This is a genomic window from Tumebacillus avium (assembly GCF_002162355.1).
Taxonomy (GTDB): domain Bacteria; phylum Bacillota; class Bacilli; order Tumebacillales; family Tumebacillaceae; genus Tumebacillus_A; species Tumebacillus_A avium.
On the sequence record NZ_CP021434.1, the window covers coordinates 2,062,978 to 2,084,720 of the forward strand.

26 protein-coding genes are annotated in these 21,743 nt (G+C 53.2%); 19 read left to right on the forward strand and 7 right to left on the reverse strand.

Translation table 11 applies throughout. The features are described 5' to 3' along the window. Positions 1-3 precede the first annotated feature (3 nt). From CBW65_RS09860 to CBW65_RS09885, 6 genes are all read left to right on the forward strand, one after another. On the forward strand, positions 4-408 hold the full coding sequence (locus CBW65_RS09860) for a hotdog fold thioesterase (protein WP_087456644.1): 405 nt from the start codon (positions 4-6) through the stop codon (positions 406-408). After that, positions 405-782, forward strand: coding sequence for a holo-ACP synthase (gene acpS / locus CBW65_RS09865; protein ID WP_087456645.1), 378 nt, complete (start codon positions 405-407; stop codon positions 780-782). Before CBW65_RS09860 ends, acpS begins: the two co-directional genes overlap by 4 nt. A 142-nt stretch (positions 783-924) precedes the next feature. Then, a complete protein-coding gene (locus CBW65_RS09870; RefSeq protein WP_087456646.1) occupies positions 925-1,932 on the forward strand; it encodes an outer membrane lipoprotein-sorting protein in 1,008 nt (335 codons plus the stop codon). 119 nt (positions 1,933-2,051) lie between these two features. Continuing rightward, complete coding sequence (alr, locus tag CBW65_RS09875) at positions 2,052-3,212, forward strand: alanine racemase (protein ID WP_087456647.1); 1,161 nt, start codon at positions 2,052-2,054, stop codon at positions 3,210-3,212. Positions 3,213-3,363: 151 nt separating this feature from the next. Continuing rightward, on the forward strand, positions 3,364-3,615 hold the full coding sequence (locus tag CBW65_RS09880; protein WP_087459185.1) for a CopG family ribbon-helix-helix protein: 252 nt from the start codon (positions 3,364-3,366) through the stop codon (positions 3,613-3,615). Between the two features lie 3 nt (positions 3,616-3,618). Then, entirely contained in the window at positions 3,619-3,969 is a 351-nt protein-coding gene (locus tag CBW65_RS09885) for a type II toxin-antitoxin system PemK/MazF family toxin (protein WP_087456648.1), read from the forward strand. 112 nt (positions 3,970-4,081) lie between these two features. Here CBW65_RS09885 and CBW65_RS09890 read toward each other — a convergent pair whose 3' ends face one another. Next, positions 4,082-4,363: a hypothetical protein gene (locus tag CBW65_RS09890; protein WP_087456649.1), complete on the reverse strand. Its 282-nt coding sequence runs from the start codon at positions 4,361-4,363 to the stop codon at positions 4,082-4,084. A gap of 680 nt (positions 4,364-5,043) precedes the next feature. Here CBW65_RS09890 and alaS point away from each other — a divergent pair. From alaS to CBW65_RS09915, 5 genes are all read left to right on the forward strand, one after another. Next, complete coding sequence (gene alaS, locus CBW65_RS09895; RefSeq protein ID WP_087456650.1) at positions 5,044-7,668, forward strand: alanine--tRNA ligase; 2,625 nt, start codon at positions 5,044-5,046, stop codon at positions 7,666-7,668. A gap of 82 nt (positions 7,669-7,750) precedes the next feature. Then, entirely contained in the window at positions 7,751-8,998 is a 1,248-nt protein-coding gene (locus CBW65_RS09900; protein WP_087456651.1) for an ATP-binding protein, read from the forward strand. 168 nt (positions 8,999-9,166) lie between these two features. Beyond that, positions 9,167-9,634, forward strand: coding sequence for a GNAT family N-acetyltransferase (locus CBW65_RS09905; protein WP_087456652.1), 468 nt, complete (start codon positions 9,167-9,169; stop codon positions 9,632-9,634). Positions 9,635-9,715: 81 nt separating this feature from the next. Then, entirely contained in the window at positions 9,716-10,363 is a 648-nt protein-coding gene (locus CBW65_RS09910; RefSeq protein WP_408646539.1) for a futalosine hydrolase, read from the forward strand. A gap of 1 nt (position 10,364) precedes the next feature. Next, a complete protein-coding gene (locus CBW65_RS09915; protein WP_087456653.1) occupies positions 10,365-11,201 on the forward strand; it encodes a 1,4-dihydroxy-6-naphtoate synthase in 837 nt (278 codons plus the stop codon). A gap of 46 nt (positions 11,202-11,247) precedes the next feature. On the opposite strand, the gene CBW65_RS25345 is transcribed toward CBW65_RS09915, so the two are convergent. Next, a complete protein-coding gene (locus CBW65_RS25345) occupies positions 11,248-11,979 on the reverse strand; it encodes a DUF1284 domain-containing protein (protein ID WP_408646540.1) in 732 nt (243 codons plus the stop codon). Positions 11,980-12,156: 177 nt separating this feature from the next. Here CBW65_RS25345 and CBW65_RS09925 point away from each other — a divergent pair, with 177 nt between their 5' ends. The 6 genes from CBW65_RS09925 to CBW65_RS09950 all read left to right on the forward strand — a co-directional run bounded on the left by CBW65_RS09925 (position 12,157) and on the right by CBW65_RS09950 (position 15,991). Next, positions 12,157-13,095 carry an ABC transporter ATP-binding protein gene (locus tag CBW65_RS09925; RefSeq protein ID WP_087456654.1) on the forward strand — a complete coding sequence of 313 codons (939 nt, stop codon included), beginning with the start codon at positions 12,157-12,159 and terminating at the stop codon, positions 13,093-13,095. A 1-nt stretch (position 13,096) separates the two neighbouring features. Continuing rightward, positions 13,097-13,915 (forward strand): ABC transporter permease, encoded by an 819-nt coding sequence (locus CBW65_RS09930; RefSeq protein ID WP_157721863.1) that lies wholly within the window; start codon positions 13,097-13,099, stop codon positions 13,913-13,915. Between the two features lie 141 nt (positions 13,916-14,056). Continuing rightward, positions 14,057-14,443 (forward strand): hypothetical protein, encoded by a 387-nt coding sequence (locus CBW65_RS09935; RefSeq protein ID WP_087456656.1) that lies wholly within the window; start codon positions 14,057-14,059, stop codon positions 14,441-14,443. Between the two features lie 46 nt (positions 14,444-14,489). Then, a complete protein-coding gene (locus CBW65_RS09940) occupies positions 14,490-15,128 on the forward strand; it encodes a VanZ family protein (protein WP_087456657.1) in 639 nt (212 codons plus the stop codon). A 226-nt stretch (positions 15,129-15,354) separates the two neighbouring features. Then, entirely contained in the window at positions 15,355-15,696 is a 342-nt protein-coding gene (locus CBW65_RS09945) for an AbrB/MazE/SpoVT family DNA-binding domain-containing protein (RefSeq protein WP_198299799.1), read from the forward strand. A 28-nt stretch (positions 15,697-15,724) separates the two neighbouring features. Beyond that, positions 15,725-15,991: a gluconate 2-dehydrogenase subunit 3 family protein gene (locus CBW65_RS09950; RefSeq protein ID WP_087456658.1), complete on the forward strand. Its 267-nt coding sequence runs from the start codon at positions 15,725-15,727 to the stop codon at positions 15,989-15,991. A gap of 38 nt (positions 15,992-16,029) precedes the next feature. On the opposite strand, the gene CBW65_RS09955 is transcribed toward CBW65_RS09950, so the two are convergent. Then, on the reverse strand, positions 16,030-16,665 hold the full coding sequence (locus CBW65_RS09955) for a DUF4367 domain-containing protein (RefSeq protein ID WP_087456659.1): 636 nt from the start codon (positions 16,663-16,665) through the stop codon (positions 16,030-16,032). A 582-nt stretch (positions 16,666-17,247) separates the two neighbouring features. Continuing rightward, positions 17,248-17,643, reverse strand: coding sequence for a helix-turn-helix domain-containing protein (locus CBW65_RS09960; protein WP_157721865.1), 396 nt, complete (start codon positions 17,641-17,643; stop codon positions 17,248-17,250). Between the two features lie 126 nt (positions 17,644-17,769). On the opposite strand from CBW65_RS09960, the gene CBW65_RS09965 reads away from it, so the two are divergent. Together CBW65_RS09965 and CBW65_RS09970 are read left to right on the forward strand one after the other, a co-directional pair. Then, positions 17,770-17,955, forward strand: a complete 186-nt coding sequence (locus tag CBW65_RS09965) for a helix-turn-helix transcriptional regulator (RefSeq protein WP_087456661.1) — start codon at positions 17,770-17,772, stop codon at positions 17,953-17,955. A gap of 472 nt (positions 17,956-18,427) precedes the next feature. Next, a complete protein-coding gene (locus tag CBW65_RS09970) occupies positions 18,428-18,844 on the forward strand; it encodes a hypothetical protein (RefSeq protein WP_087456662.1) in 417 nt (138 codons plus the stop codon). Between the two features lie 93 nt (positions 18,845-18,937). Here CBW65_RS09970 and CBW65_RS09975 read toward each other — a convergent pair whose 3' ends face one another. The 3 genes from CBW65_RS09975 to CBW65_RS24810 are packed head-to-tail and all read right to left on the reverse strand — an operon-like array spanning position 18,938 to position 21,601. Next, positions 18,938-19,738 carry an ExeA family protein gene (locus CBW65_RS09975; protein ID WP_087456325.1) on the reverse strand — a complete coding sequence of 267 codons (801 nt, stop codon included), beginning with the start codon at positions 19,736-19,738 and terminating at the stop codon, positions 18,938-18,940. Next, a complete protein-coding gene (locus tag CBW65_RS09980) occupies positions 19,731-21,086 on the reverse strand; it encodes a DDE-type integrase/transposase/recombinase (RefSeq protein WP_087456324.1) in 1,356 nt (451 codons plus the stop codon). The genes CBW65_RS09975 and CBW65_RS09980 overlap by 8 nt, the downstream gene beginning before the upstream one ends. A gap of 44 nt (positions 21,087-21,130) precedes the next feature. Then, positions 21,131-21,601: a DUF6431 domain-containing protein gene (locus CBW65_RS24810; protein ID WP_087456323.1), complete on the reverse strand. Its 471-nt coding sequence runs from the start codon at positions 21,599-21,601 to the stop codon at positions 21,131-21,133. Positions 21,602-21,743 lie beyond the last annotated feature (142 nt).

Sequence of the window (21,743 nt, forward strand, 5' to 3'; positions counted from 1 at the left end):
CCCATGACGATCAAAATCGCACCGAACCAAAACACGCTCGCCGAAGCGCTGGGCATCCAAATCACCGAACTCAGCTCTGACAAAGTCACCGCCACCATGCCGGTGCATCCTCCGACACATCAACCGTTTGGCTATCTCCACGGGGGCGCATCGGTCGCCCTCGCCGAGACGGCCGCCAGCGTCGGCACCTGGAACCTGATCGACCAGCAGACCCAGGCTTGTTTTGGCCTGGAGATCAACGCCAACCACATTCGCTCCAAGCGCGACGGCATCGTCACCGCCACCGCAACGCCGCTGCACAAAGGCCGCACGACGATGGTCTGGGACATCAAAATCACCGACGAAGCGGGCAAACTGATCTGCGTTTCCCGCTGCACCGTCGCCGTCGTGCCGCAACAGCTCGCATGATCATCGGCACCGGCCTCGACATCACCGAAATCGCCCGCATCGAGCGGCTCTGGCAGCGGCTCGGCGAGAAAGTCTGGGAACGCATCCTCGCGCCCGCCGAGCGCCGCGCCATCACCAATGACAAGCGCCGCATCCAATACCTGGCCGGCCGTTTCGCTGCCAAAGAAGCGGCTGCCAAGGCGCTGGGCACCGGACTTGGCAAAGTGAGCCTGCATGACCTGATCGTCACCAACAACGAGCTCGGCGCCCCGATCCTGACTTTGCATGGACATGCTGCCGAGCTGGCCGGGCAAAAAGGAGTTGGCGCGATCCACCTCACCATCTCGCACTCCGACCAGTACGCCGTCGCACAGGTGATCCTCGAAAAATTTTGATCCTAAAAACTTGTACATAATCGGCGTGGGACGAGAATAGACATGTACCAGTGCAGGGACAACATCCCTTGCGTGATATTTCCCGGGTAATTGCGACAGGACCACACAAACCCTGTCGAATAAGTTAAGGGGGAGAGAGAACGTGCGCAACAAAAGATCGATTTACCTCGTTCTCATCACCGTACTGGTACTCAGTCTCGCGATGGTTGGCTGCGGGAGTAAGAATCAAGAGACGGTGATGAAAGACCTGACGAGCTTCAAGCAAGAACTGAAAAGCTATGAATCGAAAGCAACGATGACCGTCACGGCTCATAACAGCCAGCAAAAGTACTACATCGAAACCTGGTACATGGCACCGAACTACTATCGCATCGCCCTTGGCAATGACGCCAAAGACATCACTCAGGTGATTGTCAAAAACGACGACGGCATTTTTGTCGTGTCGCCGCAACTGAAGAAATCGTTCCGCTTCAAAGGCGACTGGGCGGAAAACCAAGGCCACGTCTACCTGTACCACGCTGCGGTTGACCGCATTTTGAAAAGCAAAGACCTCAAGTACGACGCAGCGGAAGGCAAGCTCAACTTCACGATGAAGATGGAGCCGGAAAACCCGCTCGTGGCCCAGCAGCGCATCGTGCTGAACGAAACCAACCTGCACCCGCTGCAAGTGGCTTTGCTCGACAAAGACGCCAAATCGGTCGTCTCCGTCGATTTCAACTCCTTTAAAACCGGCGTTGACTACAAAAAAGACTCCTTCACTCCGGAAGCTGCGATGACGCTTGCGCCGACCGACGCCCAGCCGGTGATGGCCGGGGCGAAAGACTTTGGCATCATCGAACCGCGCTACCTTCCGGAAGGCGTGACCAAACTCGCGCCGCAGGAAACCCAGTCCAGCGTGCTGCTGCGCTTCTCCGGCAATGATCCGTTCACGATCATCGAACAGCGTCCGGCGGCGGTCAGCTCCGCGCTGAAGAGCGGCGAGATCGTCGATCTCTGGGGCACCACCGCAGTGCTCGCCGAGGTCGAAGGCGGCGAGACCCGCTCGATGCATTGGTTCCACAACAACGTTGAATTCTCGCTGACCGGCAAACTTCCGGTCGATGAGATGATCAAAGTGGCCCAATCGATGATCGGGACGGTAGGAAAATAGACAACACGTACGAACAGGATGGGAGTGCTGATTTTGCGGCACTCCCTTTTTGCAGCAGGACAATTCGGCCCCCTGTCGAATTCTTACAAATCACAATCTGATCGGAAGGTGAAGGGAAAGTGGAAGGGAAGTTTGTGCGCCCGACGTGGGCAGAGATCGACCTCGACAGCATCGCGCACAACGTGCGTGAAGTCAGCAGCATCCTGCCGCCGGGCACCGGCCTGATGGCGGTGGTCAAAGCAAACGGCTACGGACATGGCGCGTTGCAAGTGGCGGAGACCGCGCTGCAAAACGGCGCCAGCTTCCTCGGCGTCGCCGCAGCGGACGAAGGCATCGAACTGCGCGAGGCGGGCATCACCGCCCCGATCCTCATCCTCGGGTACACGCCGACCGACTGCGCCGACCTGGTCGTCAGCCATGGCCTGGCCCAGACCGTCTACAGCCCGGAGCTGCTTCATGCTTTGCACGACGCGGCGATGCGTCAGAACCGCACGGCAGCGATCCATATCAAAGTCGACACCGGCATGGGCCGCCTCGGCTTTATTGACATCGACGAAGCGGTCGAATTTGCGAAAGAAGCTTCCACGTTGCCTGCCCTGCATGTCGAAGGCATCTATACCCATTTTGCGACATCGGACGAGCTCCATTCGCCGTATGCGGAAGAACAGATGCGCCGCTGGGGAGCGTTGCGGGAGCGCTTACAAAATGCGGGTCTGAAAATCCCGTATCAGCATATATCCAATAGTGCGGGCATTCTCCAGTACACGGGATGCCCCGGCAACATGGTCCGGCTCGGCATCTCCATGTACGGCTATTACCCGTCAGACGAAGTTCCGCAAGACATCGAACTGCGGCCGGCGCTGCGGTTTGTTTCACACATCGTGCACTTGAAGTCAGTGCCTGCAGGCACCAAGATCTCCTACGGCGCGACTTATGAAACGACCGCGCCTGCGATGATTGCGACCATCCCGGTCGGCTACGCGGACGGCTATTCGCGCCTCTTGTCCAGCAAAGGCGAAGCGCTGGTGCGCGGCGTGCGCGTTCCGGTGATCGGCCGCGTCTGCATGGATCAGCTGATGCTCGATGTGACCGCTGTGCCCGGCGTGGCAAACGGCGATGAAGTGGTGCTCTACGGCCAGCAGGGCGCAGACCGCATCGCGCTGGAAGAAGTGGCGGAAAAGATCGGCACGATCACGTATGAAGTTTGCTGTATGCTGGGGCGCAGAGTCCCAAGGAAATACCAGCACCTGGGCAAGACAATACAGATTCAAACGATGTAAACAACCTGCGTTTCTGGTCGAAACTGGTATGAAAGGCGAGATGCTTTGACATACTTAGGCTATGATGGGTATAATACTCGTTGGATGTCTAGTGAAAAGGGATTGTATTGTTGCTTGGAGGTGCCGCGTTTTGTCCAATACCAAACGCATTATGGTTAGTGTACCGAATCATCTTTTGCAGGAAGTGGACGGCATTGTGGAGAAGGAAAACCTGAACCGCAGCGAGTTCATTCGCGAGGCGATGAACCTGTATCTGCAAGAGAGAAAGAAGCGTTATATCCGGGAGTCTCTGCAAAAAGGCTATCTGGAGATGGCGAAGATTAACCTAAACATCGCATCAGAAGCGTTTTTGGCGGAGGAAGAGGCGGAGACAACTCTAGACCGTTTAGTTAGCGGGGTGTAGTCGGTGAATGTAAAGCGCGGCGACATCTATTTTGCCGATTTATCGCCCGTCGTAGGTTCCGAGCAGGGCGGGTTTCGACCGGTCCTCATCATACAGAACGACATCGGCAATCGATTTAGTCCAACGGTGATTGTCGCGGCGATTACCGCGCAGATTCAAAAGGCGAAACTGCCTACCCATGTGGAAATAGACGCAAAAACGTACGGTTTGGATCGTGATTCCGTAATTCTGTTGGAACAAGTCCGCACGATTGATAAGCAGCGGTTGACCGATAAGATCACTCATCTCGACGATGAGCTGATGGCAAGAGTAAACGAATCTCTGATGATCTCCTTAGGACTTATCGAGTTCTAAGTCAAAGAGCTGATCCTGTGGGCAAATGGATGTGCAGCAGGGGACGGCTCTTTTTTGCGAGAAAAAAAACCACCTGACCGAGGTCAGGTGGTTTTTGTGTGCGAAACTTTGCTTAAGAATCCTGTGAACCGCCGCGGATGATCACGCTGTTGCCGCTCGGAGCCACGAGGCCGCGCACGATGGCGCTGTGCTCGTTCGGGCCGTCCGGCGTGTTCAGAGAACGATCCGGGGAGCCGCCGCGGATGATGACAGCAAGCTGATCACCATTGTCCATTGCGTCACCGCGGATGATGACTGCTTCCTCTTGGATGTCGCCGCGGATGATGACATCTTGGAAGCCAATCGCCGTAACAGCAGCGATTGCGAAGCTGAGGATTGCGAGTGTTTTCTTCATGTATAAACTCCTCCTTGGTGTCCTCTTGGGACAAGAGACATAAACTTTTTAACTACTTCAATAAATTGAAATAGCAAAAATAATAGAGTCATCAACAAGAATATAGCACAGTTTAGTAAGACTGACAAGCAGTATTGGTAAAGGAGAACCCTACTTACTTTAAAAGAATCTGAATTCTATAATTACTATAAAGATATAGTAATTTGAAAGTACTACAGTCACGCTGCTGGGCTTGTCTTGTGTAAAACTCCACTACTATATAGGACGTAGGTTGTGTTATAAATGTTGCAGAAGGAGGGGAAAATACCCATAGAAAATATATATGAGCGGGACTCTTTACGAATTCGCTCCCTGCTTCTATAATAGAACCAACGCAATGAGGAAAGAAAAGTAAGGCAATTTCCGCTGTCAGAGAGAGAATCCCGAGGCTGTGAGGATTCTTCAGCATGGAGTGCCCGAACGCTGCTTTCTGAGTGCAGGCAAAACCTGCCGGCTTGTGCCCGTTAGCGCACATCTGAGGTGACCGGTCTTCTGCTATGGCTGGTAATCAGGGTGGTACCGCGAGAGTGTGCACAACGCCTTTCGTCCCTGTTTTTTGGGGATGGAAGGCTTTTTTTGTTTGTTTGGCGTTTTACTTTTGCTGTTACTTGCTGTTACTCAATGAGGAGGAGTTTCTTGCTATGAAGTCATCAGAAATTCGCAACCGCTGGCTGAAATTTTTCGAATCGAAAGGTCATGAGATCGTGCCGAGTGCATCGCTTGTGCCGTACAACGACCCGTCCCTGCTCTGGATCAACGCCGGGATGGCGCCCTTGAAGAAATACTTCGACGGCAGCGAGATCCCGCGCAACCCGCGCATGACCAACTCGCAGAAGTGCATCCGCACCAACGACATCGAGAACGTCGGCAAAACGGCGCGCCATCAGACGATGTTTGAAATGCTCGGCAACTTCTCGATCGGCGATTACTTCAAAAAAGAAGCGATCCACTGGGCGTGGGAATTCGCGACGCAAGAGCTCGGTTTTGACAAAGAGCGCATCTACGTGACGATCCACACCGAAGATGAAGAAGCGTTTGGCTACTGGACGAACGACATCGGTCTGCCGGCGGAGCGCATCGCGCGCACCGAAGAAGACAACTTCTGGGACATCGGCGAAGGCCCGTGCGGCCCGTGTTCCGAGCTGTTCTATGACCTCAAGCCGGAGATGGGCAAAGACGAAGTCTTCCATCCGGATAACCATGACGGCAACCGCTACCTCGAGTTCTGGAACCTCGTCTTCACCCAGTTCAACCACAACGCGGACGGTTCCTACAACGAGCTGCCGAAGAAAAACATCGACACCGGTTCCGGTCTGGAACGCCTCTGCCTGATCTTGCAAGGCGTGGAAACCAACTTCGACACCGACCTGTTCCAGCCGATCATCCAGGAGACCGCCCGTCTCGCAGGCAAAGCGTACCATGAAACAGCAGAGTGGGACGTCGCGTTCAAAGTCATCGCTGACCATGTCCGCACCGTCGCTTTCTCGATCGGTGACGGCGCGTTGCCGTCGAACGAAGGCCGCGGCTATGTCATTCGCCGCCTGCTGCGCCGTGCTGTTCGTTGCGGCAAGGTGCTCGGGATCGAGAAACCGTTCATGTACACGCTGGTCGGCATCGTCGGCGACATCATGGGCGAGCACTACCCGGAACTGGTGCAAAAGCGCGAGTTCATCGAGCGCGTCGTGAAAGCGGAGGAAGAGCGTTTCCATGTCACCTTGGCGGACGGCGAGAACCTGCTGGCCGAAGTGCTGGAGCGCGTCAAAGGCGAAGGCAACAACGTTCTGCCGGGCGACCAGGCGTTCCGTCTTTATGACACCTACGGCTTCCCGATCGACCTGACGGAAGACATCTGTGCCGAGCAAGGCATCGCGATCGACCGCGAAGGATTCGAGCGCGCGTTGAATGAGCAGCGCGAACGCGCGCGTGCAGCCCGCAAAGACGTGGCATCGATGGCGGTGCAGACCAACCTGTACGATGAGATCAACATCGATTCCGACTTCGTCGGCTATGACGAATCGGCAGCTCCGGCGACCGTGCTCGCCTTGATCAAAGACGGCGAGATCGTCACCGAAGCGCATGAAGGCGACGAGATCGAGCTGTTCCTCGACCGCACTCCGTTCTACGCAGAATCGGGCGGCCAGGTGGCAGACGTTGGCCTGATCACCGTCGGCGAATCGGCGATCGTCCAAGTCACCGACGTGCAAAAGGCTCCGAACGGCCACAACCTGCACAAAGCAAAAGTCCTCTCCGGCACCGTGGCAGCGCTGGCGACCGTCGAAGCATCGATCGACCACGAGCGCCGCGTTTCGATCACCCGCAACCACACCGCAACACACTTGCTGCACAAAGCGCTGCGCGAAGTGCTCGGCGAGCACGTTGCACAGGCTGGCTCCCTGGTCGGCCCGGACCGTCTGCGTTTTGACTTCTCGCATCTGTCGGGCATGACGCCGGAAGAGATGGCGATCGTTGAGCGCAAAGTCAACGAGCAGATCTGGGCAAACGAAGCGGTCGAGATCAACGAAATGAACATCGACGAAGCGAAGAAGCTGGGCGCGATGGCACTGTTCGGCGAAAAATACGGCGATGTCGTCCGCGTGGTCAAAGCTGGCGACTACTCGACCGAGCTGTGCGGCGGCTGCCATGTCCGCTCCACCGGCGAGATCGGCCTGTTCAAACTCGTCTCCGAGTCTTCGATCGGCGCGGGCATTCGCCGCGTGGAAGCGGTGACCGGCAAAGGCGCGTATGAATTTGTCGTCAGCCAGGAGCGTCTGCTCCAAGACGCGGCAGGCAAATTGCGCGCCAACGTCAACGACCTGCCGAACCGCATCGACCACCTGCAGGCGAACATCAAAGACCTCAGCAAAGAGATCGAAGGCCTGAAAGGCAAGCTCGCAGCCGGTGAAGTCGGCAACCTGCTCGGCAAGATGACCGACGTGTCCGGCGTGCCGTTCCTCGCGGCGAAGCTGGACGGCGTGGACATGGACGGCCTGCGCAACATCGCAGACGACATGAAGAACCGCATCGAGTCGGGCGTTATCGTGCTCGGCGCTTCACAAGGCGAAGACAAAGTATCGTTTGTCGTCGCAGTGACCAAAGACCTGAACGGCCGTGGTATCCAAGCGGGCAAAATCGTCAAAGAAGTCGCAGCGATCACCGGCGGCGGCGGCGGCGGTCGTCCGGAGCTGGCACAAGCGGGCGGCAAAGATGTCTCCAAGCTGCAAGCGGCGCTGGATCAGGCTTCCGCGATCCTCGCCGGCATGCTGTAAAAATTGAGTGAACAGAACGCTCCCAGCCCCGTCTTCTAAAAGACGGGGCTTTTTTATATAAATTAAATGGGGGGCGTGACCGATGGAACTTGCCGAGCTGGAGATTCGAAATCTATTGCTTCATCTGTTGATCGTGCTGTTGCCGGTGCTGTTGTATTTCACCGTCCAAGGCGATGCGGTGTACCGCCGCAAACATCAAATGCTGGTCGGCGTCTTGGGCGGCACAACGGCGATGCTGTGCCTGTCCTTGCCGGTCAAGATCGACAACGTGCTGTGGGATCTGCGCATGATCCCGCTGATCCTCGCCGTCGTCTACGGCGGGTGGCGGGCGGGGCTGATCGCTGCTGTGCCTGCCCTGCTCTACCGGGCGCAGCTCGGCGGCGGGTCGGTGTGGCTGGAACTGGCCGCCGGTGCGGTCAGCCTTGGCATCTGCTTTGTTCTGGCCCGGAGTTTTCTCCGCTTTGCGCCGCGCCAACGCATTTTGCTCTGCATGCTGCTCTCCTTTTTGTCCTTCCTCCCGCTGGGCCTGGCCGTGAACGCATCCCATCTCGATCTGCTGCTCGTGCAGGGCGCTCTGCACATCCTCGGCATCGGGATTTGCTCCTATTTGATCGAAAATAAGATCCAGACCCTGCTCCTGCACCGCGAACTGGCGAATAAAGAACGGCTGAACATCATCTCCGAGCTGGCGGCCGTGATCGCTCATGAGGTGAAGAATCCGCTGACGGTGGTGCGCGGTTTTTTGCAGCTGGCATTGGGATCGCTCGATGAAAAAGCCCGCCCGGCGATGCAGATTGCCCTGACCGAGCTCGACCGCGCCAACTACATCATTTCGGACTATCTCAATTTTGCCAAACCAAGACCGGAGAGCATCCAAGTGTTTGATGTGGCCGATGTCGTGCGCCACATCGCGATGGTGATGGGGGCGTTTGGTACGCTGCGGGGCGTGGAGATCCGCACCGACTGCTCGGAAGGGCTGCTGGTGAACGCAGATGCCGGGCAGTTGCAGCAGGCTTTGATGAACCTCGTCAAAAATGGCATTGAAGCGATCGCCGAGCCGTCGGGCACGGTGACGATTCAGGCTTTTCTGCAAGGGGAGACGGTGCTGCTCTCCGTCCGCGACACCGGAGTGGGCATGAGCGCCGAGCAATTGCGGCGCATGGGCACCCCGTTTTACACCACCAAAACCAGCGGCACGGGCCTTGGCACGATGGTGACGCGCAAGATCATCGAAGGCATGAAAGGCACGCTGACCTTCCACAGCGCGCCGGGGCTTGGCACCGAGGCGGTGGTGAAAATCCCGGCAGTGCTTGTTAAAGAGGTGGTTTGATTGATTTCAGTCATACTCTATTTTCATATTTCCGGATTGTACAGCTGTGAAATAAGTTATACTCGGTAACGTATGCTCCGGGCTATTTCACGACTGTAAAATAAGCTATACTCGGTAAGGTATTCTCTACTTGGAGAATCCTAGTTGTTGCAACAGGAGGAGTCCTTAATGGTGATTCGATTGGCACAAGAGCAGGACCAGCCGTTTCTGGTCCGTGAATATTTGCAGCACTTCAGCCCGCATATGGGAGAAGCGGAGCGTTATGCCTGGCTGCACCTGCAGGTCGACCGGGCTCTGCTCTTGGAGGAGCAGGGGTTCATCCTCGGCCTCGCCACCTGGGGCGCCCGCGACGGTGTCCGCGCCGGCCTCGCCCAGCTCACCGGCCTGCGCATCATCACCACCCGCCGCCGCCAAGGGTTGGGCAGAGAGCTGTTCCAAGCAGTGGTGCGGGATATGGAAGCCTTTTATGACGAGCGCGATGCCGCCCTGCGCCGCCTGTTCCTGTTTGCACCGGAGGAGAGCGGGGGATTTTTTGAGGGGCTGGGCTGTGAAAATCTTGCTTTTGTGAAGGATCACCGCGGAGTACGCCGTAATGATCTCCTCTATATTTGGGAGGAAAAAAATGGCACCTATTGAACTTATTTTGCTATCTATGTAACGCTCAGAAGCGGTACAATAAAAGGGATACATACTAACTTGTTTGTAAGGGGTTTGAAAATGATGACAAAGCGCGTGCTGATCATGACAGCAGTCGAAGCGGAACGGGACGCGATCGTAAAAGGTTTGGGCGATACGGAGCGATTTGACGTGCGGGTCGCGGGCGTTGGCCCGGTCGCGGCGGCTGTCAGGACGGCGAATGTTTTGGCGGGCGGGGATTACGGGCTGGTCGTCAGCGCCGGGATCGGCGGCGGCTTTACGGAGGTGGCTCCGGTCGGCTCGCTGGTCGTCGCGACCGAGATCCTCGCTGCCGACTTAGGCGCACAGACGGGGCAGGGGTTCTCCAGTGTGGACGAGCTGGGCTTTGGCTCTTCCAAGCTGCCCGTCGACGCCGAACGGGCTGCAACAGTCACCGCAGCTTTGCAAGCGGCCGGGCTGATCGCAGCGGCCGGTCCGGTGCTGACGTTGGCGACGGTGACCGGGACGGCGGAGACCGCTCGGGAACTGGCAACACGAGTGCCTGGCGCTGCGGCGGAGGCGATGGAAGGCTACGGGGTGGCTTTTGCTGCGCAAGAGAAAGGCATTCCCGTGCTGGAGATCCGCGCGATCTCCAACGCCGTCGGCCCGCGCGACCGGTCTGCCTGGCGGATGAAAGACGCGTTTGACGCGCTGCAAGCGGCAGGCAAAGTTTTGGTGGAGGTGCTGTAAGATGAAAATCGCTTATTCGCCGTGTCCGAACGACACGTTTGTATTCCACGCCTGGGCGCACGGGCTGATCCCCGGCGCACCGGAGCTTGACGTGATGTACGCCGATATCGACATCACCAACTCCCTGGCTGCCAATCCCGGCGGCCCGGAGATCTTGAAAATTTCCTACGCTGCGCTCCCGTGGGTGCTCAAGGAATACGCCCTGCTTCCCTGCGGCGGCGCACTCGGTCGCGGCTGCGGACCGTTGGTGCTGACCGCGAACCAAGAAGCGGCAGGCAACCCCGCCGCACTTGCCGGCAAAAAAGTCGCGGTGCCAAGCGAACGCTCCACCGCCTACCTGCTGTTCCGGCTCTGGGCGGCGCAAAACGTGCCGGGCGGCGTCGGCGAAATCGTCGTCATGCCGTTCCACGAGATCATGCCCGCCGTGCGCGATGGTAAAATCGACGCGGGTCTCGTCATTCACGAAGCCCGGTTTACCTATCAAAACTTCGGTCTGACCCTGCTCGCCGACATGGGCAACTGGTGGGAAAGCGACACCGGCCTGCCGATTCCGCTCGGCGCGATCATCGCCAAGCGCTCGCTCGATCTGGACGAGATCGCCAACTGGGCCCGCGCCTCGGTCGAATATGCCTGGGCGCACCCGGAGGCATCGCAGGACTATGTCATGTGCCACGCGCAGGAGATGTCGCCTGACGTTGCGAAACAGCACATCGACCTCTACGTCAACGAGTTCACCCGCGACCTCGGTGACAAAGGCTATGAAGCGGTCACCTCCCTGCTGTCTCGCGCGGCAAAAGAGGGTCTGGTGCCGGAGTTCGACCTGTCCCTGCTGAAATAACAAAAGAACACGAAAGGCCATCCTGCTCGTTGCAGGATGGCCTTTTTTATGACTCAAAATAAAGATGATGGTGCAACTGGCACCCCGGATTAAACGACGCCGCGCAAGCTGGGCATTTCGAATCGCAGCCTTTGTACTCCTGCACGGTCAGCTCATGCCCGCACGCGCCGCACAGCACGGCCGGTTCGTCAAACTTTACACGCGGCCATGGCTTCGGCTCGTGATCCGCAACCTCCTGATGGCATTCATAGCACGGATAGTAGCGCTCACAGCACCCGAACTTCAGCGCGATGATGTCCACGTCTGAGTGGTAATGCTTGCAGCGCGTCTGTGCATCGACGTCGACGCCGTATACCTTGGGGCGGACTTCAGGCAGCGGCTCGCCTGCGACCACTTTGCCGATCCCTTCTTGACAGACGCCGTAGGGAAGCCACGGGCAGGTCGAGCAAATTTCCAGCAAATCGTCCGGTTGCATCGACTTGGCCACGCGCGAAAGGATCTCCTCCCACGGCACGACCTCGCCGATCTCCAACCCTAAACGCTGCAAAATCAACGCATCACGCTCCGCCACATTTTGATCCTCGCAGTGATATTCCCCGTCAGGCGGAAAACAGGCGCAAAGCTGATCCGGCCCTTTTACGATCTCACAGGAAGTCTGCGGTTCTGCGAGCAGCGTTCGATAGACGTTGGTCATGTTATCCGCATAGGCGTCCGAATAGCCCATCCCCCGGTAGCCGAGCAGACAGAGCAAGTGATGCCCGCGCAGTGAAATCGGCATGTCGCCCCCTCCTTCTGAACAATTCTATCTCCTATATATAGCACATGCGCTGGCTTCTGAGGAGGGTCTTAGTCGGCCCTCCGTCCCGAGGCGGAGCGTTTACCCGACTGTGGGGCGGCGCGTGTCTGGGTGATTTTTCCTACAATGAAGTTAACAAGAGTTGGAGGGAGACAGCGGATGAACACGGTGTACGAAGTGAACGGACTGACCAAGATCTATGACAATCAGAAAAAGGCCAACGACAACATCTCCTTGGCGATCCGGCAAGGCGAGGTCGTCGGCGTGCTGGGCCCGAATGGCGCGGGCAAATCCACCTTGATCAAGCAGATGGTCGGGCATGTCAAGCCAACCGAAGGGGAGATCCGGCTGTTTGGCGCAGATGTGATCAAACGCTCCGACCTGATCCCGCAGTATGTCGGATACTACGACCAGCGTCCGGCGGCGCTCGATGCGCTGACCGGGTATGAAGCGATCTACTGCACGGGACGGCTGCGCGGCATGTCGCGGGCGGCGGCGAAAGGGGCGGCCGACCGATTGATCGAGCTCTTAAACCTCGGCGAAGTCCGCAAGCGCGAGATTCGCAAAATGTCGGGCGGGCAGCAGCGCATGGTCGGGTTTGCCACCGTTTTGATCGGCGAACTTCCGGTGTTGATCCTCGATGAGCCGACCAACGAGCTCGACCCGGAGCGCCGCCGGCAGTTGTGGGATACTTTGGCGGAAAAGAACCGCCAGGAAGGCACGACGATCCTGCTCGTCACGCACAACGTGCTGGAAGCGGAGCAAGTCGTCGACAAAGTCGCCGTCATCGACCACGGCCAACTGCTCGCCTACGACAGCGTCGGCAAGCTGAAGCAGCAGGTGGACAGCCGTTTGCGGCTGGAGCTGACCGTGCGGCCGGAAGAGGGCGAGCGTCTGGAAGCGCTGCTGAGCGGATACGGCACCTTGCAGCGTCCCGCCGCGAATAAAATCCGCCTCTTTATGGAAGAGGGGCGTGCCGGAGATGCTTTGCAAGCGGTGGTCAGCGAGGCGGGCGACGGCTGCGAAGAGTACCGCGTCGTGCCGCCGAGCCTCGAAGATGTGTATTTTAAGCTGGGTGGAAAGGAAGGATCGATCTAAGATGAAAGCAACAGCTATGCAAGTGCAGGCGGCCCCGATGCCGCAATCGATCGTCAAGCGCGAACCTATCCCGCTCTGGAAGCGCAAAGTCAGCGAAGTGGCCACCCTCTGCTGGATGCAGCTGCTCGAACTCCGTCAAAACTGGATCTGGGTCGTGCTGCTCGCCAGCATGTTCCCGCTGACGACCCTGATGTTTATGAAATTCTTAAATCCCAATCCCACCCCGGCCTACATCGTGCAGGCCATCGCCGGTAACATGATCTTTGGCGTCATCGTGACAGGCGTAAACATGATGTCGCAAAACATCTCCTGGCAGAAAGAGCAAGGGCATTTTACCTACTATCTCTCGCTGCCTGTCCACAAGCTGTCATTCATCACCGCCGTGCTGTTCCGCGGTCTGCTCAATACCGTACCGTCGCTGGTGGTGATGGCGCTGATCGGGAAGCTTGCCTTCGAGGTGGAGTTCCATTACAGCTGGTGGCTCCTGCTCCTGTTCTTCCTGGCGACGTATGTCTGCTCCGCGTTTGGCACGGTGATCGGTTTTTGGAGCAAGAATCAGCAGCTGACCAACATGCTGTCCCAAGTGCTGATGATGTTCCTATCGTTCCTCTCCCCGGTGATGGTCACGATGGAACAGTTGCCGGGTGCGTTGCAAGGCGTTGCTTATGTGTTCCCGACGACTTACATCGCTGAAGCAGCACGGGCGTTGCTGTTGACGGGCTACTCTTCGGCGGTGGGCTGGCAGTTGCTGATTTTGACGGGGTATGCGCTTGTGTTTACGGTGTTGATTATTAAAAAGGCAGATTGGCGTGCGAAATAAGTGAAAATAGGATACAAAAGAAACCTTGCATCTGGGCAAGGTTTCTTTTCTTTTTGAATAGAACAAATAAAACTTGTCCGACTTAAGTTTATATGATATGGTAATTTGTTTTTAACATATAAAATATAGATGGAGGTTTCTATGGTTAAACTAAAAAGTAAAGCGGCTATTTTTGCGATTTCCGCTATGGTGGCAATGGTCCCATTCACAGCACTCGCAAGCAGTTACAACATTTGGTACGAGTTTGATACAACATTAACTGGCCAGACACGTTATTATGATGGTCAAAACATCTCTCTGTCATTGAACTCAAGTACTCCAATATCAGGAATCACGACTTTTAACGTCATGCTTTACCGTGAAGTTAACTGGGGAGTAGATGTTGTTGTGGGTTCTGGTACTGCTCAACGTAACGGGGTCACGAGCTTAAAGTTTCCAAATGTAGGCCCAGAGAATTACTACACCTATTTTTCAAAAGCTTATGACACCGATACTGTTACTGGAACCGGTATCTTTTCCAATTACTAAGTTGATATACTCCATCAAGAATTTATTGTAAAGTAAAGGAGGGGGGATGCAGATTCATGCACCTCCCCTCTTCAAATTTGAAAGGGTGATAATAATGCTGGATTTTGATGGACTGCAGATCGTCATTGCAGGAATACTTTACTTAGTCGTCATCTCTTTGTATATTTTGAAGAAAAAACCAATAGTAGATTGCTTTATTTTAACTGTTTTCTACGTTTATGTTGTCGGTGTCATTGCCATCACTATTTTTCCGATACCTATTCATGATAATGTACTTGAAATTCTTAGAGAAGGTAATATCGAGCCGCCAAACAACTGGGTTCCTTTTGAGTCTATCTCCCAGATGTTGACCAATGCTTCTACGCAGGTTGCAACAAAGCAAATCTTAGGGAACTTACTTTTGTTCCTTCCTTTTGGCTTTTTGCTACCACTGTTAGGAGGACGGGTGATTAAGGCATATCAAGTCCTCGGTTTGGGTTTGGTCGCTTCTTTCTTGATTGAAGGTTTTCAACAATTGATCGGGCTGATAATTAACTTCAATTATCGAGTTTTTGACATTGATGACTGTCTGATCAATACGTTTGGGACCATACTCGGGTATATGCTGTTTAGATTGGCGCTGCCGTTGCTGCAACAGATAAAACCTCTGGGGTACCCCGACAGGAAGAACACTTTGCGTGAATAGGGAACAGCAAAAAATAATTTGGCAGTACCTGTTGCGACATGCGCGAAATTGAACCGGCAACTGGGTAAGCTCAAAGTAGATTGGCGTTCTAAATAAGCGAAAAGCGGCTCTTGCACAGAGCCGCTTTTTTGATATATTGGTGATGCAGAGAATCTGAAATTCAGAAATTCTGCCTCGAATAGCATACAGAAATGCAGACAAAACTGAATAAGGGAGTGCATAGTATATGGCGACAGCAGTCAAGCAGATCATGGATTTAAGGAAAGGCGTGACGGACATGGCGAAGATTCGCCTGAACAAACGCTCCACCATCACCATACCGAAAGCGATTGTCGACCAGTTTAAGCTGCAGGAAGGCGACCAGTTGGAGATCACCGTTGAAAATGGACGGATCATTTTGGAACCGATGTTTTCCGTGCCGATGGATCAGGCGTGGTTTTGGAGCAAAGAGTGGCAGTCAAAGGAGCGCGAAGCAGAGGAAGACTTGCAAGCGGGCCGCGTGTCGGGGCCGTTCACTTCGATGGATGACATCAAAGCGAGACTCGATTCGCTGAAAAAACAGGACTGACCAGGTGCGGCCGATGTGGCATAATCAGATGCAAATCATCATGACCGCCCGATTTGAAAAGTCATTCATGAAACTCGATGCACAGTCACAGGCAGCCGTTCTGGAGGCAATCGATAGGTTGTTTCATCAGCCGGACCATCCTTCTTTACGCAGGAAAAAGGTGCAAGGAACGCACGGCAAAGTGTGGGAGATCAGCGGCAACATGGACATCCGCATCACCTTTCATCTTGCAAAACCGAACGGGATCATCCTGCGCAACTGCGGTCATCATGATGATGCATTAAAAAAACCATAGAAAAAGCGGCTCTCGCACAGAGCCGCTTTTTTGATCCATTATGAACCTTTTGGTTTCGCAAACGGAAACGAATAAACAGCGGCATTAGGAAGTGAAGCTGCTAAACTCTGCAGTTCACGTTCACTCAGGTTTCCGGCGATCCATACGACATGACCTTGATCAATGTAGTAGAAGAGGGTGCCGGTGTCTTGCTTGACGTACCACGCATCGATGCCATTCATCTGAACGACCTTGGCGTTTTTGAGAGCGGAAAATGCTGTGGAATGCGGGTATTTGCCAATGACGATCTGCTTCTTATCGTCTGCGAATACCCAAGCTTGGTTGTCCTCCGTGTTTACGGAGAGTTTGGAGACCACAAATTGTTCCATGGGCAGGTCGAGCCCTTCTTTGTCTGATAACATGCCTGCTTTCTTGATGTGAATGTCAGCGAGTCCGGCTATCGACCACTGCTCTCCGTTATGGGTTAAGAAGAGGAAGGTGTAGCATGGATCGGCAACAGGAACTTTCAGAGCAACGACACCGTTTTGCAAAAAGGTTGTTGCCCATTCTGCATCTTGTTCAGTAGGAGCACGCTTCGTAGAATCGGAAAATTCCCACTCGGTTTGATGGATCGCCGCTTGAATCGGTGTCTGTTTTTGTTCAGAAGGTGCACTTTTGCTGATAATGCTGCGCAACTGAAGGTTATTTTCCGGACTTTGAACTGGGGGCTTCTGGGGCGGATCATTCGGTTTCGATTCTTCGGAACAACCGGAAATGATACTGGCGACAAGTACAAGGGATACGCCGAGGCCAGCTAGTCGGAGGTAACTCATGCTACAAGGTACCAACGCAGCGCGTGCGGTGTTTTGTAAGATTTCCAGCCTGCGATCAATGCTGTTGTCATAACTTGTGTAGCCCCCTAGTGACTTTCTGGATTTCCAGAGAAAGTATAAGTGATGACTTTAGTAGAGCACATATGTCGATGCAGAGCAATAACTTTAATTGAATTGAATCTTCTGTCCAATACAAAAGTGTGCCACTTCCCGCGCCCTTTGAATCTCGCTCACATATGGGATCGCAGTTGCTCATTTTGACTGCGGATGAGTTTCTCTTCACGGTACTGAATAGCAAAAAGCGGCTCCTGATGAGCCGCTTTTTATAGCTGTATTTTTCTTGCCTGACAGTCTCGTTCTGTTGGTCATAGACGGCAACATGGAGTTCCCATTCGAACGAGCAGCGGCATTTGTCTCCGGAAAATCGCCACTTTTTGATGAGTATTATTGACCCTCTCGGGCATCACGTAATTTTAGTTCGCGCAACTTGATCGGCAAGTCTAGCACCTTAATATAGTCATCCCGAACCTCCGGGGACATTGGTTTGCCGTTCACGTCAAGTATTTTGTTTTGAGCAATCTCGTCACGAATTTCTTTTATCGTTTTTCCTTCTGTGGTGGGGAGGATAGCATTTTCTTCAACCAGTTGTCCCAATAAAAAATCGGGTGAAGTCCCAAAATATTCAGCGAGTAGACAGAGGTTGTGGTATTTTGGCTTCGATTCGCCAAGTTCGTATCGAGTATAGGTAGTTCGATCGATTCCTAAGTGTGCCGCAACGGTTTTTTGCGAAACACCCTTTTTTTCACGTAAACACTTTAAACGAGTGCCTATTATCTGCATGCCATCACCTACCTGTACCCCATTATATGTGACAAAATGGCACATTGAAATACGTGTACAATTCGCACATACTAGTCTTTGAAATGTGTATATTTTGCACCTGAAAAGACGGAGGGGAACGGCGGAGTGAACAATACATGGCTTACCGAAAAGCGAAAAAACAAAGGACTCAGCCAGTCTCAGCTCGCAACTCTAGTCGAAGTTGACAGAAGCTACATCACACGGATCGAAAACGGTCGAAGACCCAGCGTGGAGATTGCACAGCGCATCGCAGTGGTGCTTGATTTCCCATGGACCAAGTTTTTTGAATAAATAGTAAGTGGTTTGTTCCTGTTGATAAAGGCGTTTATAGAACAAAATAATAATATTGACACAATTGTTGACTTTAGTTAGTAGTGTTATTACAATTGTAATTGTGTTACTTATGTTTTTCAGGGGATTAAATCCCCCCGAAGAATCTCTTTTAGGAGGTGATCAGGTTGTCTTTGCTGGCACAAGTTAAAGCGGTTACCGTAGCTGTAGAATCCACTCGAAATGCTACGAATAACATCAACATTAAAGGCTAATCGCAATATCATCTGCTCGTTCTATCCTTCTATGTAATGAACGAGCAGACTTTTATATAAAAGGGGGAGTTAGGATGAGTACATTGTTGCTTTATCCGCCGATCACTGACCCGACTTCGGGTTATCATAGTCTGACATACATTGAGACGTATGCTCGGAGTCAGGGCTTTCAAGACATCGATCTGATCGACACAAATATCGAGGCTTTTTAATACACAATGAATTTCGAACAGATTCAACAAATCAAGCTGCGGACTCAATCAAGGCTCAATGAATTAGAGGATCGGGAATCTCTGGATGCCTCTGAACAGATGGAGCTTTTTTATTTGTGGAAAGCGAAGCATTTTCCTTACGATGATTTGCAAGATGCTGTGAAAACCTTGCGAGATGCAGAATCCTTTTACGACTATTCACAATATCGTCCAGCAGTTGAACTGATCGAGGATTGGTTGAACGTGCTGTCTTTATCAGGTTATCCGGGGCAGTTTAGCGGTTTTAGCCTTTCGATTCGTTCTCGGTTTAACTTAATGAGTTCAAAGGATCTGAGTGACCATCGGATCGCTGAACGTATTGCGGCACCTTTTGAGTCATACTTTCAAGATATTCTTCTCCCCATGGTGTTACTACTGCCCTAATATGTCCGTAAATTGATAGGCTCTGCTGTCCAAGAAATGACGGAAAAGATGACCGCGTGAGCGGTGTTAAACAGGAAAGAAAAAACGGGAGAATCAAGTCAATTCTCCCGCGATTACCCGTTTCACCATGTGGTCGTCAATGATTCGATGCTTATTTGCTGCTCCATAGATCAGACTATGTGTGGCCGCCTTATTCACCAAGCGAATCGTACCACTTGAATAACGATAGATCTCATCAACCGCACCATCCGTGAAAATGTCACGGCTAACGCCCGCATATTCCAGATGACGAGCTATGTACGCCCCAACCTGTACGCGGTCGTAGTGAACCAGTTTGCACTGTAGATCAATCCTTTGCCGAATGGCCGTAAACATCTGGAGTTGAAGGCGATCCCACAGTTCATTTTGTCCGACTAGGATCAGAGCCATTGGACTCTGGGCATCCATTTTGAAGTTCAGCAGAAACCGCACTTCTTCAAACATTTCTTTGTCTAACAGATGCGCTTCATCGACCACCACGACTGGTTGCAAGCGATGAATCCCCCGCATCAGCTCAATTTCCCGATGCAGTTGTCTCTTGCTGTCCCCTCGATAAAACTTCGCTTCACACCCCAACTGTTCAAGCAAACCCTTGTAAAAATGGCGAGGCGTTAGCTTTGAATCGGATAGGTACAACAGTTTAAATCTCGATGTGTCGAGCACATCCGCGAATCGGCGGATCGTCGTTGTTTTACCAGTTCCGCAATCGCCGGTCACAACGGAGAACCATTGCCTTTCGGCCGTATATTCCAATCTCTCAAGCGTTTCTTCCAAAACATCCGACGCATACAGCTCATGGGTAGGAATATCACGAGAAAAAGGGGTTCTCGCCATTTCATAAAACGCCTCAAACATCTCGGTTCGCCTCCTCCCGAATTTTGCGGAATGAGACGGCGCGTGTTTGACGTTCTTTCCTGACTTGATTCTTCTTCTCCGCAGCGTCCAGTAACCGTGAACCTTCGACTGTAAGCAGTTCAATTGACGACGGGATAGAGGGGCGTTTTCCTGCCCATTCACCGATAATCAGTTCTTTCGCCTGCCACGGTGTATGGCTGCCATACTCAATTGTAATCGTTGAGATGTCACGCGGGTCGTAGACGACTTCAACCTTATGCCCAATGAAAGAAAGCCCGACCTCGTATTTCTTCCCCATAAAACTGATACAGCCAGCTTTGTCCACTTTTCGCGTTTCGCTGTGTAAAAACGCATCCGCAATGAGAGATTCTTCGGCAAGTCGGAGCGGCGACGAGTCGCTTCGAAACGCCACCTGCGGGCTAGAGTTGTCATCGAGTGCGGAATGGGGTTTGGTCTGGTAACATTCGGTGAGCCAAACTTGGAATAACAGATTGAGCTGGTCGAGTGTCTGGGGCTTTTCAAGCGCAGCTTCCGCTAGGAAACTGTCTATTACCCGGTTGAAACGCTCGATTTTCCCTTTGGATTCGGCTGCATACGGTCTCGTAAAGCGAAGACGTATGCCAAGTTTGGCACAGGTACGAGTCATACTTTTGGTTCGAAATTGCTTGCCGTTATCAAAGTAGACAGAATCAGGTACGCCATTTGTTTGAATCGCGTAACGGAAACAGTCTTCCACAATCGTTTGATCGAGTGTTGGGTAAAAAGCCGCATGCAACACGTAACGAGTTGCATCGTCGATGAACGCAACAAGATAGACTTGCTTGTTGGCTCCGCCTTCACCAATCGGTAGATAAGGCCCGAATTTGATATCAGCTTGCCACAGTTGGTTACGCTGTTTGTGTTGAAAGCGTCTGGCCGCAAGGCCAGAGGTTGAGTATAGTCGCATGTGGCGAGTACTGTAGCCACGCTCCATCAATTTTTCCTGCAAGGTGCTGCGCTTGATCTTACCAGGCTTCGCCAAGCCTTCCCACTCCAAGATCTGAATGATCTGCGCGACACTACGGCTGGGAACCTCTCGGCGAAGCAGTATCGCTTGCTCGAGGAGATTGGGCGTGATAGCTTCGGCTGTTTGCCGCTGACTTTTTCTTTTAGGTCGAAGTCCTGCGAACCCTTCGGTTCGATAGGCAGACAGATAGCGGCGGAGGGTTCGCTCGGATAATCCGGTTTGCTCACAAATGGCTTTCTTCAGTTCTTTGGCTTTTCCAGGGTCAATCCCTTGGGCTACAAGAGGAGAGATCAGTTGCATTCTTTCAACGGCGATTTCTTCCGCCTTTTTTTCACTATTCATAGGAATCTACAGTCCTTTCCAATAGGATGTAGATTCACGATACATCAAGGGACAGCGGACAAGAAGGCAAAACGGGTATGTACCCATAATTGAGAATGAACGATGGGTCGGACAAGTCTCGCCAGCCATCCGACTCCTTGTCCAACATAATGTCCGATCCTTTGGAGTGCAGACGGTGAAGATACGGACAATGGCTCCACCGGATTTCCTGTACGCGCCGCTATCGTTGATAAACAATTCACCCAGTACTGCCAACACTTCTTGAACCAAACGTGCCAGCGATGCAAGGTTGAGTCATCTGCAGCTACGCCTACGGACTGTCCATGTGACAAAACTGATTCGAGGCATTCAGCTTCGTAATGTTTGTTAGGAACGAGCAAGTCCGGCAATTCATGATGGATCTTCTTGCAACACTTGCAACGCAGACGACGAATGATGTAGGTGATTCGTTCACCGGTTGGCTTACGCCCAATACGACTTCGGCTTCCGATAACAAACAGATCTTGCTCACACAAAGGGCAAAAATGTTGCTCTGCACTCCTTACGAAAAAAGTTCTCTATTTTTTTCGAGCTGATAATTTGATATACTAATCATGCTATTTTTGGGGGACGACTCTGGTGCAACTGTTCGAGCAGTGGCACGTCATACAGAGGCGT